The organism is Cellulosimicrobium cellulans (assembly GCF_007679345.1).
In the GTDB taxonomy this organism is placed as follows: domain Bacteria; phylum Actinomycetota; class Actinomycetes; order Actinomycetales; family Cellulomonadaceae; genus Cellulomonas; species Cellulomonas cellulans_A.
Map to the genome: position 1 here is coordinate 132,709 of NZ_VEGH01000007.1, position 17,011 is coordinate 149,719.

A 17,011-nucleotide genomic window follows, 5' to 3' on the forward strand; every position below is an offset into this window, starting at 1 on the left:
GGGCGCGCCGGCCGCGCGGCAGGAGCAGGATCGGGACATGAGAGGGGGACGCCAGATGGTCGTTTTGCGCCGAGAGATCGGTGACGTGCTGCGGGATGCCCGCCAGCGGCAGGGACGCACCCTGCGCGAGGTGTCCTCCGCCGCCCGGGTGTCGCTGGGCTACCTCAGCGAGGTCGAGCGGGGTCAGAAGGAGGCGTCGTCGGAGCTGCTCGCGAGCATCTGCGAGGCGCTCGACGTGCCCATGTCGCTCGTGCTGCGCGAGGTGAGCGACCGCATCGCCGTCGCCGAGGGTCTGCTGATCCCCGACACCGTCCCCGTCGACCTGGCCTCGGCGCTGGGCGGCCAGGACAGCACCTGGCGTCGACGCCCGGAGCTCACCCCGGTCGGCTGACCGCGGGGAACACCCACCCTGACACCGACGACGCCCGGTCGTCCCGCCCTCGCTCGGCGGCGACGACCGGGCGTCGTCGCGTCCGGGGCCCGGCTCCGCGGTGCGCACGTCCGGCGACGGTCGCGAATGGACCCGTGCGCACGGACACGCCGGGGAGTGTCGGTGCGCACGGATCCATCCGCGCGCGTCCGGCACCGGGGGCGTGCGCGCGAATGGATCCGGACGGACGAACACGCGCGAGCGTGTCGGTGCCGAAGGATCCACTCGCGAGCGGCGGAGCCCCGAGAGGGGCGGGCGGCGGGCGACCCGGGGGCGTCGACCGGTCGGGTCCCGCGAGGCGGGTGACCCCGGGCGTCGACCGGTCGGGTCCCGCGAGGCGGGCGACACGCGTCGACCGGCCGTGGCCCCGGGGCGGGCGGCAGGGCGTACGGGTCAGGCCGCGGAGGCCGGCGGGCGCTGGCAGACGCCGCAGAAGTACGCGGGCCGCTCCGTCGGCGGGTGACCCGCCAGGCCGCGGCGCACCGGCGCGCCGCACCGCCGGCACGGCTCCTTGAGCCGCCCGTGCACCCAGGTCTCCCGGCCGCGGTACACCTCGCCGGTGGTCGACGGCGACGACGACCCGACCGAGCGCTGCATGATCGCCCGCGCCACGCGGAGCAGCCGGGCGGGGTCGGCGACCTCGTCGGCGGGGGTCCACGGCCAGATCTTCTCGAGGAACAGCGAGTCGGCCATGTAGATCGTGCCGATGCCGGCGACGACGGTCTGGTCGAGCAGCACCTCGCAGACGGGCGTGGACCCGCGCGCGGCCCACCGGCGCAGCGCCTCGGGCAGCCCGGCGGTCTCGAAGTCGTCGGCGAGCAGGTTCGGGCCCAGGTGCCCGATGAGGGTGTGCTCGTCGCGGGTGGGCACCACGTCGAGCATCCCGATGAGCTCGCCGACCGCGGTCCAGGTCGCGTTGGCGAGCACGGCGCGGACGTGCGGCGCGCCGGCCCGGGCGCCGGGGGAGCCGGTCCGGGCGATCCGCCAGGACCCGTCCATCCGCAGGTGGGTGTGCAGCGTGCGGCCGTCGTCGAACCGGGTGAGCAGGTGCTTGCCGTACGACGCCGTGCCGAGGACCGTGCGGCCGACCAGGTCGACCGTGGCGGCGGTGGGCCAGCGCAGGTCGCCGCGCACGAGGACGCGGCCGGCCAGGGCCTCGTCGAGCCGCCGCGCGGTGCGGGCCAGGATGTCGCCCTCAGGCACGGGCCGTCACCCCCGGTCCTCCCGCGTCCGCAGGCCGGTCGCACCGCGTCGACGGCACCCGGCCCGCGGTCCCGGTCCGTGTCCCCGGGTCACCGGGCGCTCCGCAGCCGGATGCCGCGCGGCGTCGGCGCGAAGTCCGCCAGCGCCAGCGCCCGCCCCAGCGCGGTGGAGTCGAGCCCGCCGGACAGCAGCTCCTCGCCGTCGGCCCGCACCAGCGTGATCCGGCCCAGCCGCCCCTCGCGGACCGTCTCGGCCAGGCGCGCGGTCGCCAGCCGGAGCACCGTCTCGTCCTCGGAGAAGGTCAGGACCGTGCGCCCGCCGCGCTCCAGGTAGAGCGCGAGCACGCCGTCCACCAGCACCACCACCGCGCCCGCCTTCCGGCCCGGCCGGTGGCCGGTCGGGGCGTCGGCGCGGGTCGGCCACGCGAGGGCGGCGCCGTACGGGTTCGCCGGGTCCGTCGCCGCGAGCAGCACCACGGCGCGGTCGGCGTCCGCGGGCACCGACTGCTCGGCGATCCGCTCGATCTGCCGGGCCTCGGCGCGGATCTGGTCGACGGCCCCGGGCAGGGCGAACTGGGAACCGCCCAGGTGCTCGACGAAGTAGCCGCGCCGGACCTGCCCCTGCTGCTCGAGCGCGGCGAGCACCCGGTACACCGGCGCGAACTGCCCGGCGACGCCCTCGGCCGGGGCGACGGCGCGGGTCAGGACGCCGTGCCGGTCGAGCAGCTGGGCGGCCAGGGCGTGCGCGCGGCGGGTCGGGTCCTGCTCGCGGGACGGCAGCATCGACCACCGCCCGCCCGCCTCGCCCGCGGTGGTCGCGAGGCCGCCGCCGAGCCCGCCCAGGCCGCCGCCGGCGAGCCCCGCGCCGCGCAGGCCGAGCCCGCTGCCGCGCAGGCTCGGCCGCCCGCCGAACCGGCCGCCGCCCATGGTGAGCTGCCGGGCCCGGGACGGCGGCGCGGACGCCGTCGTCCGGTGGGTCGTCCTCCCGCCGGCCAGCCGGGCGCGCAGCGGCGCGAGCCCGTCGTTCGTGACGAGCCCCGCCCACACCAGGTCCCAGAGCGCGTCGACCAGCGCGGCCTGCGACGGCGGCGACTCGGGCAGCGCCTCGGCCACCCGGGACCCGAGCGCGCCCACGAAGTACGCCCCGCCGCCCCGCAGCGCCTCGACCAGCGCGCGGTGCAGCGGCGTGTCCAGGTGCTCCGGCGCGGGCGACGGCTCGGACCCCGGTGCGGTCAGCAGCGGCAGCGTGAGGTCGGCGGTCGCCGCCAGGTGCAGGCTGACCAGCCCGTCCTTGCCGGGGAGCGTGCCGTGCCCGGCCCACAGCACCTCGCCGGACGCGGTGAGCTCGTCCAGCAGCGCCGGGCTGTAGTCGGGCACCCGCGCGGGCAGCACCAGGGACTCCAGGGCGGAGGCGGGCACGACGGACCCCGCGAGCTGCTCGACCGCGCGCGCCAGCCCGTCCACGCCCCGCAGCGCGCCCGGCGCGGACCGGCCGATCGCGTGCTGCCACGCGGGCAGGAACCGGCCCAGCGCCACCTGCGGCACCGGCTCGACCTCGGACCGCAGCGCCGCGAGCGACCGGCGGCGGAGCGTCCGCAGCACGTCGGCGTCGCAGTACTCGTCGCCGACGCCGCCCAGCGCGTCGGGCCGCAGCCGCCCCTGCACGACGACGCCCGCCCGCTCCAGCGGCCGCAGCGCCGCCTGCACCACCGCGGTGCCGAGGCCGAACCGCGCCGCGACCTGCGCGGCGGTGAACGGGCCGTGGGTGCGCGCGTGCCGGCGCATCAGGTCGCCGAGCGGGTCGGGCAGCACCTCGGTGAACACCTCGGGCACGCCGACGGGGAGCGCCACGCCGAGCGCGTCGCGCAGCCGGCCGGCGTCCTCGACCGCCGCCCACTGCTCCGCGTCGGCGGGCGCGACGCCCGAGATCCGCACCCGGATGATCCGGCGCGCGTGCTCCAGGTCGGCGAGCCAGCCGGCGACGTCGTCCCGCACGTCCTCGCGGGTGCGGGCCTCGACGCCCGCGAGCGGCAGCGGCCCGTGCCGGCGGAGCACGTCGGCGACCTGCTCGGCGGTGCGGGCCTGCCGGTCGGGGTCGGTGGCGGTGAGCTCGGCCTCGGTGCGCACGACGGCGTCGGGGTCGAGCAGGTCCGCGATCTGGGACCCGCCACCACCGCCCAGCAGCTCGTCGAGCAGCGTCGGGTCGAGCGTGAGCGCCGCGGCCCGGCGCTCGGCGAGCGGGGCGTCGCCGTCGTACAGGAACTGCGCGGTGTAGCCGAACAGCAGCGACTGGGCGAACGGCGACGGCCGGGTGGTGGTCACCTCGACCACCCGCACCCGGCCGGCGGAGACGTCCCGCATGAGCTCGACGAGCGCGTCGATGTCGAAGTCGTCCTGCAGGCACTCCCGCACGGCCTCGAGCAGGATCGGGAAGTCCGGGTACCGGGCCGCGACGCTCAGCAGCTGCGCCGAGCGCTGCCGCTGCTGCCACAGCGGCTGCCGGCGGTCGGGCCGGCGGCGGGGGAGCAGCAGCGCGCGGGCGGCGGCCTCGCGGAACCGGGCGCCGAACATCGCGGAGCCGCCGAGCTCCTCGCGCACGGCGTCGGCCACCTCGTCGGGCTCGATGAGCAGGTCCGCGGCGTCGACCGGGGCGGCGTCGGTGAGGCCGCCGGGGCTCTCCGGCGAGCCGTCGGCCGACCACGCGTCGGGCGCGGTCCAGCCCAGCAGGTCGCCCACGGGGTCGGCGGTCGCGGCGAGCATGTCGGGCAGCCGCAGCACGATGCCGTCGTCGGCGTGCATGGCGGCCGCGTCGACGCCGAACCGCTCGCGCAGCCGTGCGCCGAGCACCAGCGCCCACGGGGCGTGCACCCGCGCGCCGTACGGCGAGTGCACGACGACACGCCAGTCGCCGAGCTCGTCGCGGAACCGCTCCACCACGACGGTGACGTCGCTGGGCAGCACCCCGGTGGCGTCGCGCTGCTCGCGCAGGTAGCCGAGCAGGTTGTCGGCGGCCCACGGGTCGAGCCCGGCGGCGCCGACCCGCTCGCGCGCGTCGGCGTCGGGCAGGTCGGCGACCTCGCGCGCCCAGGCGCCCATCGCACGCCCCAGCGAGGCGGGCCGGCCCTGCGAGTCGCCCTTCCAGAACGGCAGCCGCCCGGGCACGCCGGGTGCCGGGGTCACCAGGACGCGGTCGGGGGTGATGTCCTCGATCCGCCAGGTGCTGGACCCGAGGGTGAACGTGTCGCCCACCCGCGACTCGTAGACCATCTCCTCGTCGAGCTCGCCGACCCGCTTGCCGCCGCGGGTGCGGCCGCCGGACCGCTCGGGGTCGACCGGCACGTCCGCCGTCTCCGAGCCCGACGCCAGGAACACGCCGTACAGGCCCCGGTCGGGGATCGTGCCGCCGCTGGTCACGGCGAGGCGCAGGGCGCCGGGCCGGGCGCTGAGCACGTCGGTCGCCCGGTCCCACAGGATGCGGGGCCGCAGCTCGGCGAACTCCTCGCTCGGGTACCGGCCGGCGAGCATGTCGAGGACCGCGCGCAGCGTCGCGTCGCCGAGCGTCGCGAACGGGGCGGACCGCCGCACCACCGCGGCGAGGTCGGCGACCGTCCAGTCCTCCTGCGCGACCATCGCGACGACCTGCTGGGCCAGCACGTCGAGCGGGTTCGTCAGCACGTGCAGCGGCTCGATCTGGCCCGCGCGCATCCGCAGCGCGGTGACGGCCGCGGGGACGAGGTCGCCGCGGAAGGTCGGGAACACGACGCCGTGCGACACCGCGCCGACCTGGTGCCCGGCGCGGCCGATGCGCTGCAGCCCGCTGGCCGCCGACGGGGGCGCGCCCACCTGGACGACCAGGTCCACCGCGCCCATGTCGATGCCGAGCTCGAGCGAGCTGGTCGCGACGACGGCCGGCAGCCGGCCGGCCTTCAGCTCGGACTCGGTGCGGGTGCGCTCCGCGCGGCTCATCGACCCGTGGTGCGCGCGGGCGATGATCGTCTCCGCGTCCCGGGCGTCCACCCCGACCGCGGTGCCCGACTGGGCGTTCGCCTGCGCCGCCCACAGCGTCCCGGGGTCGGGGACGTCCTCGCCCTGGCGCTCGGCCCAGACCTCGTTCATCCGGGCCGTGAGCCGCTCGGCGCCGCGGCGCGAGTTGGTGAACACCAGCGTCGACCGGTGGTCGGCGACCAGGTCGACGACGCGCTCCTCCACGTGCGGCCAGATGGACGGACGCGGCGCGCCGGACCCGGCGGCCTGACCGGTGAGGTCGGCCTCGCCCGGGGCGAGCGGCGGCAGCTCGTCGTCGACGACGGGCTTCGGGCCGCGGGACGTCCTCCCGTCGTCGGGCAGCGGGGCACCCAGATCGGTGAGGTCCGGCACGGGGACGACGACGTCGACCCGGATCTCCTTGGTCGACGGCGGCTGCACGACGACCACCTCGCGGCCGCCGTCCGCCGGGGCCCGGCTCCCGCTGAGGAACGCCGCGACCCGGTCGACGGGCGTGACGGTGGCGGACAGCCCGATCCGCTGCGCGGGGCCCGGACCACCGGGCCGGTCGAGCAGCGCGTCGAGGCGCTCCAGCGACACCGCCAGGTGCGCGCCGCGCTTGGTGCCGGCGACCGCGTGGATCTCGTCCAGGATCACCGTCCGCACGCCCGACAGCCCGGCGCGGGCGCCCGAGGTGAGCACGAGGAACAGCGACTCGGGCGTCGTGATGAGGATGTCCGGCGGCTTGGTCGCGAACTGGCGCCGCTCGTTGGGCGGGGTGTCGCCGGTGCGGACGCCCACCTGGACGTCCGGCAGGGTCAGCCCGCGGCGGGTGGCGGCCTGCCGGACGCCGACCAGCGGGGAGCGCAGGTTCCGCTCGACGTCGGTCGCGAGGGCCTTGAGCGGCGACACGTACAGCACCCGGCACCGCTGCAGCGGGTCCGCCTCGGCGTCGACCGGCTCGGCGGTGATGCGGTCGAGCGCCCACAGGAACGCCGCGAGCGTCTTGCCGGACCCGGTCGGGGCCACGACCAGCGCGTGCCGCCCGGTGGACACCGCGTCCCACGCGCCGGCCTGCGCGGCGGTCGGCTCGGCGAAGGCGCCGCGGAACCAGTCCTGCGTCGGCTCGGAGAACCGCCCGAGGACGTCGGCGCCGGTGGGGCCGCCGGCGGTCGGGGGAGGTGTCACCGCGCCATTCTGTCGCGCGGCACCGACACGCGCGCCCCCGCCTGCGGGTCCGCGGCTGCGCGCTCGGCGAACGGCTGCGGCACCCGCGTCCGGCAGGGCAGGATCGAGGACATGCCGATCGACGATGCGACGCAGGCCGCGGTCCGGGCGCTGTGGGAGGCGGGGTCGCGCCACGGCCGCGCGCCCGCGCCGGTGCCCGAGGCGGACCCGTGGGAGGACGACGTCCAGGGGGCCGAGCGGTCGCCGGTGGTCGTCGTGCTCGCGGGGACGCCCGACCTGCAGGTGCGGCTGCACCGGGACGGCCAGGACGAGGTGCACGTCGAGGACGTCGTGACCCTCGAGGTGCCGCGCCGGGACACCGCGGCCGTGGTGGACGCGCTGCTCGACGCCGCCGGTGGCCGTGCGCGGCGGCGTCCCCGGGTGCGCGGCGTGCTCGGGAACGTGCTCGCCGCGCTCGTCGGGAGCCCGGCGCCGTCGGACCTGGAGGTGCGGGTCGGCGACGGCGGGGCGGCGCGCGTGTACCGGGCGCAGGTGGTGGTCCGGCACCCCGTCTCGGGGTGGCTGCTGGCGCTGCCGACGACGGCGGAGTGACCGCCCCCGCCCCGGCACGCGTACGCTCGCAGGTCCACGACGCGGACGGGAGGGAGCGCACCGTGCGGTACCGCGAGTTCTGGCAGCTGGTCGACGAGGTGCTCGGCAGCGCCCACGGCCGGGTGCTCGTGCACGAGCTCGTCCTGCAGCGGCTCGGCGACCGCACCGCGGAGCAGGCCCTCGACGCCGGCACCGACCCGCGCGACGTGTGGCACGCGCTGTGCGACGAGCTGGACATCCCCGACGCGCAGCGCTGGGGCTCGGACAGGTACCGCCAGGCGCCGCCCGCGCGCTCCTGACCTCCCGCACCACCCGCAGCGGGTCGCCCCGCGCGCGTCCGGGCGTGGCAGGCTGAGAGCGTGTCGCCCGCCGACCCGCACCGCCCACCGCCCGGCCGGTGGTCGGTCACGCTCAGCGACGTCGGCGACGCCCTCCTCGGCCTGGTCACGACGGCGCTGGGCCTGGGCGTCGCGATCGCGCTCGTCGACGGCGTCAGCGCCACGAACCCGGGGTCGGTGCTGCTCGCGGCGCTCGCGGTCGGGGTCGGCGACCTGGTGCTGCGGCCGCCGCTGCGGGTGCTCGCCCGGGTCGGCGGCGCGATGGGCGCCCTGCTCGCCGGCCTCGGCGCGCAGGTGCTCGTCGTCTGGCTGTCGCTGACCCTGCTGCCCGGCCTGCACGTGACGAACGCGTGGGCCGCCGTGCAGGTGCTGGTGATCGCCGCGGTCGTCATGGCCGTGGGCCGCTGGGTGTGGGGCGCCTCGGACTCCGACTACGTGGTGGGTGACGTGCTGCGGCGCGCCCGCGCGCACGCCCGCCGCGCCGGGGAGGGCGGCGGGGCGGTGCCCGACGACCGCCCGCCGGGTCTGCTGGTGGTGCAGCTCGACGGCGTCGCCGCGCCGGTGCTGACCCAGGCGCTGGACGCGGGGCTGGCCCCCACGATGGCCCGCTGGCTGGCCGACGGCACGCACGTCCTGCAGCCGTGGTGGGCCCAGGCGCCGTCGACCACGCCGGCGAGCCAGGCCGGGCTGCTGCACGGGGCCGCGGACGGGATCTGCTCGTTCCGGTGGTGGGACCGCGAGGCCGGGCGGCTGGTCGTCACGAACCACCCGGACGACGCCGCGCTGGTCGAGCGGCGGCTGTCGGACGGCCGCGGGCTGCTCGCGGACGGGGGAGCGGCGGTCGCGACGATGTTCTCCGGCGACGCCGAGCGCCAGCACCTGGTCATGAGCCAGGCCCGGAGGGGGATCGGCCCCGGGACGTCGTACCTGCGGTTCTTCGCCAGCCCGTTCGTGCTGGCCCGCGCCGTCACGCTGACGATCGGCGAGATCGTCAAGGAGCTGTACCAGGGGCGGCGGCAGCGGGTGCGCGATGTGCGCCCCCGGGTGCCGCGGCGGGGCTGGTACGTCGTGCTCCGCGGGGTGACGAACGTGCTGCTGCGGGACCTCGCGACGTCGGTGGTCGCCGAGCAGCTGGTGCGCGGGACGCCGGTCGTCTTCGTCGACCTGGTCGACTACGACGAGATCGCGCACCACGCGGGCCCCACCCGGCCGGAGTCGCTGCGCGCGCTCGAAGGGCTGGACCGGGTGCTGGACACGCTGGTCCGGGTCACCGCCGCCGCGCCGCGCGACTACCGGGTCGTGGTGCTGTCCGACCACGGGCAGTCGCTCGGCGCGACGTTCGAGCAGGTGGCAGGCCGTCCGCTGGTCGACGTGGTGCGCGCCCTGATGGCGCAGCCGGGCGTGGCCGCCGTGGAGGCCGGGACCGACGAGGAGTGGGGCCCGCTGAACGCGTTCCTCTCCTCGACCGCGGCGCGGCGCGGCGGGGACCGCTCGCCGGTCCTCGGTCCGCAGGGTCGCGAGCGGCGCGCCGACGCCCCGTCGCCGGCGGCCGACGGCGCCGCCGCGCCCGACGTGGCCGTCACCGGGTCCGGCAACCTCGGGATGGTGTGGTTCCCGCGGGCGGGCCGCCGGCTCGTGCTGGAGGAGGTCGAGGAGCGCTGGCCGGGGCTCGTCCGCGGCCTGGCGGGCACGCCGGGCGTGGGGCTCGTCGTGGTCGACACCGCGGCGCGCGGCCTGGTGGCGGTGGGGCCGGGGGGCGTCGCCTGGCTGGAGGCGGCCGACGGCGGACCGGTGGTGGACGGCGTCGACCCGGTCGCGCGGTACGGCGGCCGGGCGGCGGACGACCTGCGCCGGCTCGGCCGGCTCGGCCACGTCGGCGACCTGGTCCTGCTCTCCGACGTGACCGCCGACGGACAGGTGCACGCGTTCGAGGGGCAGGTCGGCTCGCACGGCGGGCTCGGAGGTGCGCAGAATCGGGCCGTGCTGCTGCACCCCGCCGACCTCGCGGTCGACGACGACCTGCTGGCCGACGTCGACGCCGAGCGCATGCCCGTCGGGGCGGACCGGGTGCACGAGCAGCTGGTGCGGTGGGCGACGCGGCTCGGGCTGCGGCGCACGGCCGCGGACCGGGCGGCGGACGTCGCGGGGGAGCCGGCGCCGTGACGGGCGGCGCGCTGGTGGTCGGTCCCCGTCGCGCGGCCCGGCGGTGACCGCGGGGGACCCGAGCGGCGCGGGTGCGGTGCTGCGCTGGCTCGGGCACGCCACCGTGGTGCTCGACGTCGGTGGCGCGCGGCTCGTGACCGACCCGCTGCTGCGTCCGCACGCCGGCCTGCTCCGCCGCAGCGGCCCGGTCCCGCACCCCGAGGACTGGGCGGGCACCAGCGCTGTCCTCGTCTCGCACCTGCACCACGACCACGCCGAGGTCGGCTCGCTGCGCCTGCTCGGGGACGTGCCGGTGCTCTCCGCGCGCGCGAACGCCCACTGGCTCGACCGGCAGGGCCTGCGCGCGGTCGGCCTCGGGGCGGACGACTGGTGGACGGTGCCGGGGACGTCGGTGCGGGTCCGCCCGGTGCCGGCCGACCACGGCCACCGGCCGATGCCGCACCGGCCGAACGCCACCCACGGCTTCCTCGTCGTGGCGCCCGGCCTGCGGGTGTGGTTCGCCGGCGACACCGCGCCCTACCCCCAGATGCGCCGGCTGCCCGACCTCGCCGGCGGGCCGATCGACCTGGCCCTGGTCCCGGTCGGCGGCTGGGGGCCGCGGCTGTCCGGCGGGCACATGGACCCGCACCAGGCGGCGGAGGTGTGCGAGGCGGTCGGCGTGCGGTGGGCCGTCCCGGTGCACTGGGGGACGCTGCACGCGCCGGCGTCCCGGCGGCTGCCGCCCGGGTGGATGGACCGGGCGGGGCCGGCGTTCGCGCGGGCGCTGGCGCGACGGGCGCGCGTGGAGCCGGTCCTGCTGGCGCCGGGGGAGGCGGTGCGGCTCGGGGAGCCGGGCGCGTCCGGCCCGGTGCCCGCCACGCCACGGTAGGGCCGGGGCGCCGTCCCTCCGGGCGGGACCGGGACGCGCGGCGCGCGCCCCGCGGCACGCGACGCGCCGGGCGTGTCGGTGCGGTGCCGGTCGAACATGTGTTCGGTAGAGTGGTCGGCGTTGGCGCGCCCCGGGTCCGGGCGGTCCGGCGGTCGTCCCCAGGCGGGGCGGGTCGCGCGGGCTGTGGACGGGACCGGGATCCATGTCGGTGGTCGGGCATAGCGTCAGCGCACGACACGAGAAGACCAGCCCTGCCGGCGCAGCGCGAGGCTGCACGAGACGCACGAGGTGGAACACCATGCCCGCACCCCAGGACCGCGAGAAGGCTCTCGAGGCCGCCCTCAGCCAGATCGACCGCCAGTTCGGCAAGGGCTCGATCATGCGTCTCGGCGACGACGGCCGCGCCCCGGTCGAGGTCATCCCGACCGGCTCCGTCGCGCTCGACGTCGCGCTCGGCATCGGCGGTCTGCCCAAGGGCCGCATCGTCGAGATCTACGGCCCCGAGTCCTCCGGAAAGACCACCGTCGCGCTGCACGCCGTGGCCAACGCCCAGCGCCAGGGCGGCATCGCCGCGTTCATCGACGCGGAGCACGCGCTGGACCCGGACTACGCCAAGAAGCTCGGCGTCGACACCGACGCGCTGCTCGTCTCCCAGCCGGACACCGGCGAGCAGGCGCTCGAGATCATGGACATGCTGATCCGCTCGGGCGCGATCGACATCATCGTCATCGACTCCGTCGCGGCGCTCGTGCCGAAGGCCGAGATCGAGGGCGAGATGGGCGACAGCCACGTCGGTCTGCAGGCCCGCCTCATGTCCCAGGCGCTCCGCAAGATCACCGGTGCCCTCAACGCGTCCGGCACCACGGCGATCTTCATCAACCAGCTGCGCGAGAAGATCGGCGTGTTCTTCGGCTCGCCCGAGACCACGACCGGTGGCAAGGCGCTCAAGTTCTACGCGTCGGTGCGCATGGACATCCGCCGCATCGAGACCCTCAAGGAGGGCACGGACGCCGTCGGCAACCGGACCCGGGTCAAGGTCGTGAAGAACAAGATGGCCCCGCCGTTCAAGCAGGCCGAGTTCGACATCCTCTACGGCGTCGGCATCTCCCGCGAGGGCGGCCTCATCGACATGGGCGTCGAGCACGGGTTCATCCGGAAGTCCGGCTCCTGGTTCACCTACGAGGGCGACCAGCTCGGCCAGGGCAAGGAGAACGCGCGCGGGTTCCTGCGCGACAACCCGGACCTCGCCGCGGAGATCGAGAAGAAGATCCTCGAGAAGCTCGGCATCGGTGCCAAGGTCGACGCGCCCGCCGGCGCGGAGGTGAAGGTCGACTTCTGATGTCGACCCGGCACGACCCGGCCGCCGCCGGCACCGATCCCGCGGCGGCCGGCGAGGCGTGGCTCGACGTCGCCCCGGCGGGCGCCGCGGCGTGGGACGACCGGTCCGACGGCGACGCGTCCGCCTGGGCGGGGTCCGCGGAGTCGGCGGGGTCCGTCTGGGACGAGGACGCGCCGGCGTCTGCGTCGGCGTGGGACGGCGAGGCGCCTGAGCCCGCGTCGGTGTGGGACGACGACGCACCAGCGCCCGCGTCGGTGTGGGACGACGACCCGCACCCGCCCGCGTCGGCGTGGGACGACGACTCGCCCTCGCCCGCGTCGGTGCCGGACGGCCCCGCGCAGCAGGACGGAACCGACGCGCCGTCACCGGCGCGGGGCGGCCGTGCTCGCGGGACCGCACCCGATCGGACGGGCCGCACCGCCACGGGGCGGCGCGCCCGGGCGGGCGTCGACGGAGCCGGTTCCGCCGAGCCCTCGCCCGAGGTCGCGGCCGTCGCGGCGAGGCTGGCGGAGATCGTGGCGCGCTCGGGCGGCGGTCGGATCGCCGCCACCGCCGACAGCACCACCACCGCGACGACCGCCACCACCCGCACGACCCCAGCCACCGCCGCCGCCCGCACGACGGCCGCCGCCCCGGGTGCCACGGACACGGTGGACGTCGCGGACCCCGACGGCCCGCCCGTCGTCCGCCGCGGCGTGGCCGGCGGTGGTCCCCGGGACGCGGGGCGTCGAAGGACGTCCGGCCGGCGCCGCGCGCCCGCGACCGAGCCGCCGGAGACCGGCACCGCCGCGACCGACGCGGAGCCCGACCCCGAGTCGGTCGCCCGGGCGATCGCCCTGCGCCAGCTCACCGCCGCCCCCCGCAGCCGGGCCCAGCTCGCGGAGGCGATGGCCCGGCGCGACGTGCCGGAGGTCGTCGCGGACCGCGTGCTCGACCGGTTCACCGAGGTCGGCCTGGTGGACGACGCCGCGTACGCCGAGATCCTGGTCCGCAGCCGGCACGCCGAGCGCGGCATGTCCCGGCGCGCGCTCGCGATGGAGCTGCGCCGCAAGGGCGTCGACGACGAGGTGGCGCGCGAGGCCCTGGAGCAGGTGGACGACGCCGACGAGGAGCAGGCGGCCCGCGCGCTCGCCCGCAAGAAGCTCCGGGCCACCCGGGGCCTCGACCGCGAGGTCCGGCTGCGGCGCGCGTACGGCGCGCTCGGCCGACGCGGGTACGGCGGCTCCCTGGTGTCCCGGGTCGTCCGGGAGGAGCTGGCGGCCGAGGGCGCGGACGCCGGGGACGACTGACCGCACCGGCGCCGGGTCTCGTCCTGCCGCTCGTCCGCGCACGCCCGGGCGGAGCGTGCCGCCCGGTACGCATCGGTGCCCGGGGGGAGGCGGATCCGCTCGACGCCGCTCCGCACCCGGGCGACCGCCCGGGTCGCCGCGCCACTCGCGCCAGGTCGGCGGCCGGACCGCCCGGATGGGGAACAATGGCCCCACCTCGCGCCGCCGCCTCACCGCCGCGCCGCCCGCGCGACCCGCACCCCAGCGGGCCGGCGGCGGCAGCACCGGTCGCGGCAGGCGCGGGTCCCCCCGGGGGGCACGGATCCGCCGCGCGCCCCGACCCAGCCGAGCACCCCGGGAGCGTGGACGCATGCAGGACGTGGCGATCATCGTGGGACTGCTCGCCGCCTGCCTGGTCGCGCTCGTCCTCGTGCTGCTCGCCCGCCGGGAGGCCGCCGCCGTGCGCCGGCAGGCGCAGGAGGACGTGCAGTCGATCCGGGACGAGGCCCGGTCCGCCCTCGCTGACGCACAGCGGCGCGAGGCCCGCGCCGCTGAGCGGGAGGAGAGCGCCGCGGCCGCCGAGCGCTCGGCGACCGAGCAGGAGCGCGCCGCCCGGGCCGCGAACGACGCCGCCGCCGACCTGCGCCGGGAGGCCGCCGAGCAGGCCGCGACCGCCGCCGTGACCGCCGGCGAGCAGCGCGCCGCTGCCGAGCGGGACGCCGCCCGGGTCGTCGACGAGGCAGAGCGCGCCGCCGCCGAGCGGCTCGCCGCTGCCGAGCGCGAGGCAGCCGACCGGCTCGCCGCCGCCGGCCAGGAGGCCACCGAGCGGCTCGAGGCGACGTCCGGGCTGACCGCGGCGGAGGCGCGCGCCGAGCTGCTGCGGCAGCTGACCGCCGAGGCGCAGACCGCCGCGGCGGCGACGGTCCGTCGGGTGGAGGCGCAGGCGCGCCGCACCGCCGACGCACGGGTCCGCCGGGTCCTCGCGACCGCCGCCCAGCGCGCGGCGGTCCCGACGAGCAGCCAGGCGGCCGTCACGCTGCTGCCCCTGCCGTCGGACGAGATGAAGGGCCGGATCATCGGCAAGGAGGGCCGGAACATCCGGCTGTTCGAGGCGCTGACCGGCGTGAACGTCCTCGTCGACGAGACCCCGGGCACGGTGGTGCTGTCGTGCTTCGACGCCGACCGGCGCGAGGTCGCGCAGGTCGCGCTCGAGGCGCTGATGGCGGACGGCCGGATCAACCCGCAGCGGATCGAGACGGCCTACGCCGAGGCACTCGCCGGTGCGGACGACCGCGCCGACGAGGCCGGGCACGCGGCCGCCGAGCGCGCCGGCGTGCGCGGGCTGGACCAGGAGCTCGTGCGGGTCCTCGGCCGGCTGCGGCTGCGGACGTCGTTCGGCCAGAACGTGCTGGAGCACCTGGTGGAGTCGGCGCTGATCGCGGCGCAGGTCGCGGGGGAGATCGGCGCGGACGTCGACGTCGCCCGCCGCTCCGCGCTGCTGCACGACCTCGGCAAGGCGATGACCGGCGAGGTACCGGGCACGCACGCGCAGGTCGGGGCGGCGCTGGCCGCCCGGCACGGGGAGTCCGAGGCGGTCGTGAACGGCATCGCCGCGCACCACGACGAGGTCCCGGCGGAGACCGTGGAGGCGGTGCTCGTGCAGGTGGCGGACGCGATGTCCGCGGCCCGCCCCGGCGCGCGCCGCGAGGACACCGACCAGCACGTGGAGCGGCTGGAGCAGCTGGAGGAGCTCGTCGCGAGCCACGCCGGCGTCCGCCGGGCGCTCGCCATGGCGGCGGGTCGCGAGATGCGGGTGGTCGTCGAGCCGAGCGAGGTGCCGGACACGGAGATCGGCCGGCTCGCGGTGGAGATCGCCCGGCACATCGAGCAGGACCTGTCCTACCCGGGCGAGATCAAGGTGACGGTCGTCCGCGAGGTCCGCGCCAGCGCCACGGCGGGCTGACGGCCCGCGCATCCCGCCGAGCGACAACCCCCGCGCCGAGATAGGACACCCGAGCCGAGATAGGACCCAGGACGGCCCTACCTCGGCGGAACGGTCCTATCTCGGCGGGACCACGCGGTCAGACCGTGCCGCCCGCTCCGGAGGCGAACCCGCCCGGGCCGCCCGGGCCGCCGACGCCGGCGGGCGCGATCGTCACGTCCCGGGCGACCTTGCCGGACGTCTTCGCGCCGCCCCGGCGCTGCAGCCACACCGCCAGCCGGGTCAGCGTGATGTTCACGACCAGGTAGATCCCGGCCCCCACGACGAACAGCGCCACGTAGTACTTCTGCCCGAAGTACTGCGCGTTGTTCTGCATCGCCTTGAGCAGCTCCGGGTACCCGACGATGAACCCGAGCGAGGAGTCCTTGAGCAGCACCACGAGCTGCGCGATCAGGCTCGGCAGCATCGTCCGCACCGCCTGCGGCAGCTGCACGAGGAGCAGCGTCTGCCACCGGGACAGCCCGATCGCGTACGCGGCCTCCGTCTGCCCCTTCGGCAGCGACGCGAGCCCGGCGCGCAGGATCTCCGCGATGATCGCCATGTTGTAGACCGTGAGCCCGAACACCACCGCGGCGAAGGCGTCCCAGCCGAACCCGAGCAGCCCGAACAGCATCATGAGCAGCACCGGCAGGCCCCGGAACAGCTCGATCACGACGGTGGCGGGCGCGCGGAGCCAGGCGACCCGGGCGGTGCGCCACATCGCCAGCAGCAGCCCGAGCACGAGCGCGAGCGGCGCGGCGACCACGGCGGCGCGCAGGGTGGCGCCGAGGCCGCGGACCACCATCGACGTCCAGACCGCCTCGGCGGACTGGTTCTTGGGCGGGTCGTACAGCACGTCCCACCGGTCGGCGCCGAACAGGCCGCGGTCGTCGGCGTACCGGAACGCCAGCACGAGCAGGGCGACGACCAGCAGGCCGCCGATGACGGAGCCGATCCGCTCCCGCCGGCGGGCGACGGGACCGGGCTCGTCGTACAGGACGGAGCTCATCGCGCGAACGCCACCTTCCGCTCGAGGACCCCGGCCAGGTAGCCGGCGGGGATCGTGATGACCAGGTAGAACAGGCCCACGCCGGCCAGCGCGAGCACCGCCTCGGACGGGTTCGCCAGCGCGATCCGCCGGCCGGAGGCGAGCAGCTCGACCACCGCGAACCCGGCGGCCACCGAGGTGTTCTTGGTCAGGGCGATCAGGACGTTGATCAGCGGCGGGATCACGGAGCGCACCGCCTGCGGCAGCACCACCAGGTTGAGCGTCTGCCCGAAGGTCAGCCCGATCGCGCGCGCCGCCTCCGCCTGCCCGACGGGCACGCCGTTGATGCCGGACCGGACCGCCTCGCACACGAACGCCGACGTGTACGCGGACAGCGCGATCACCGCGGTCCAGAAGCCGAGCGGCGGCAGGACGCCGAACTGCGGCGCCACGAAGACCAGGAAGAAGAACACCAGGGTGAGCGGGGTGTTGCGCAGCAGCTCGACGTAGGTCACCGCCAGGCCGCGGAGCGTCGCCACGGGGGAGACGCGCATGGCGGCGAGCACGGTGCCCCAGACCAGGGCGACAGCCCCGGACAGGACGGTGAGCTGCAGCGTGACGCGGAAGCCGCTCAGGTAGGCCGGCAGGTTGTCGGCGATCAGGTCCACGCG

General features: G+C 77.3%; 12 protein-coding genes. 8 read left to right on the plus strand and 4 right to left on the minus strand.

All coding sequences use genetic code 11. From position 1 onward, the window contains the following. Positions 1 to 55: 55 nt before the first annotated feature. Positions 56 to 391, plus strand: coding sequence for a helix-turn-helix domain-containing protein (locus FS882_RS11205; protein WP_158373248.1), 336 nt, complete (start codon positions 56 to 58; stop codon positions 389 to 391). Positions 392 to 823: 432 nt separating this feature from the next. Here the strand turns inward: FS882_RS11205 and FS882_RS11210 are convergent, their stop codons facing one another. Further along, entirely contained in the window at positions 824 to 1,633 is an 810-nt protein-coding gene (locus tag FS882_RS11210) for an Fpg/Nei family DNA glycosylase (RefSeq protein ID WP_158373142.1), read from the minus strand. A gap of 89 nt (positions 1,634 to 1,722) precedes the next feature. Beyond that, a complete protein-coding gene (locus tag FS882_RS11215) occupies positions 1,723 to 6,804 on the minus strand; it encodes a DEAD/DEAH box helicase (protein WP_158373143.1) in 5,082 nt (1,693 codons plus the stop codon). A 111-nt stretch (positions 6,805 to 6,915) separates the two neighbouring features. Here FS882_RS11215 and FS882_RS11220 point away from each other — a divergent pair, with 111 nt between their 5' ends. The 7 genes from FS882_RS11220 (at position 6,916) to rny (ending at position 15,334) form a co-directional block, all read left to right on the plus strand. Next, on the plus strand, positions 6,916 to 7,395 hold the full coding sequence (locus FS882_RS11220) for a hypothetical protein (RefSeq protein WP_158373144.1): 480 nt from the start codon (positions 6,916 to 6,918) through the stop codon (positions 7,393 to 7,395). A gap of 62 nt (positions 7,396 to 7,457) precedes the next feature. After that, the gene (locus FS882_RS11225; protein ID WP_158373145.1) at positions 7,458 to 7,694 is read left to right on the plus strand and encodes a DUF3046 domain-containing protein; all 237 of its coding nucleotides are present in this window, start codon (positions 7,458 to 7,460) and stop codon (positions 7,692 to 7,694) included. A gap of 60 nt (positions 7,695 to 7,754) precedes the next feature. Then, positions 7,755 to 9,896, plus strand: coding sequence for an alkaline phosphatase family protein (locus FS882_RS11230; protein ID WP_158373146.1), 2,142 nt, complete (start codon positions 7,755 to 7,757; stop codon positions 9,894 to 9,896). A 43-nt stretch (positions 9,897 to 9,939) separates the two neighbouring features. After that, the gene (locus FS882_RS11235) at positions 9,940 to 10,764 is read left to right on the plus strand and encodes an MBL fold metallo-hydrolase (RefSeq protein WP_262348228.1); all 825 of its coding nucleotides are present in this window, start codon (positions 9,940 to 9,942) and stop codon (positions 10,762 to 10,764) included. Positions 10,765 to 11,062: 298 nt separating this feature from the next. Further along, on the plus strand, positions 11,063 to 12,103 hold the full coding sequence (gene recA / locus FS882_RS11240; protein WP_158373147.1) for a recombinase RecA: 1,041 nt from the start codon (positions 11,063 to 11,065) through the stop codon (positions 12,101 to 12,103). Next, positions 12,103 to 13,392: a regulatory protein RecX gene (locus FS882_RS21740; protein WP_222848195.1), complete on the plus strand. Its 1,290-nt coding sequence runs from the start codon at positions 12,103 to 12,105 to the stop codon at positions 13,390 to 13,392. Before recA ends, FS882_RS21740 begins: the two co-directional genes overlap by 1 nt. 349 nt (positions 13,393 to 13,741) lie before the next feature. Further along, on the plus strand, positions 13,742 to 15,334 hold the full coding sequence (rny, locus tag FS882_RS11250) for a ribonuclease Y (protein ID WP_158373148.1): 1,593 nt from the start codon (positions 13,742 to 13,744) through the stop codon (positions 15,332 to 15,334). A 118-nt stretch (positions 15,335 to 15,452) separates the two neighbouring features. Here rny and FS882_RS11255 read toward each other — a convergent pair whose 3' ends face one another. After that, positions 15,453 to 16,361 carry an amino acid ABC transporter permease gene (locus tag FS882_RS11255; protein WP_158373149.1) on the minus strand — a complete coding sequence of 303 codons (909 nt, stop codon included), beginning with the start codon at positions 16,359 to 16,361 and terminating at the stop codon, positions 15,453 to 15,455. Then, positions 16,358 to 17,008 carry an amino acid ABC transporter permease gene (locus FS882_RS11260; RefSeq protein ID WP_158373150.1) on the minus strand — a complete coding sequence of 217 codons (651 nt, stop codon included), beginning with the start codon at positions 17,006 to 17,008 and terminating at the stop codon, positions 16,358 to 16,360. The genes FS882_RS11255 and FS882_RS11260 overlap by 4 nt, the downstream gene beginning before the upstream one ends. Positions 17,009 to 17,011 lie beyond the last annotated feature (3 nt).

Bases quoted from the DNA above. Each gene is read 5' to 3' on its own strand.
- FS882_RS11205 (WP_158373248.1), top strand. From the start codon at position 56: ATGGTCGTTTTGCGCCGAGAGATCGGTGACGTGCTGCGGGATGCCCGC.
- FS882_RS11220 (WP_158373144.1), top strand. From the start codon at position 6,916: ATGCCGATCGACGATGCGACGCAGGCCGCGGTCCGGGCGCTGTGGGAG.
- recA (WP_158373147.1), top strand. From the start codon at position 11,063: ATGCCCGCACCCCAGGACCGCGAGAAGGCTCTCGAGGCCGCCCTCAGC.
- FS882_RS21740 (WP_222848195.1), top strand. From the start codon at position 12,103: ATGTCGACCCGGCACGACCCGGCCGCCGCCGGCACCGATCCCGCGGCG.
- rny (WP_158373148.1), top strand. From the start codon at position 13,742: ATGCAGGACGTGGCGATCATCGTGGGACTGCTCGCCGCCTGCCTGGTC.
- FS882_RS11255 (WP_158373149.1), bottom strand. From the start codon at position 16,361: ATGAGCTCCGTCCTGTACGACGAGCCCGGTCCCGTCGCCCGCCGGCGG.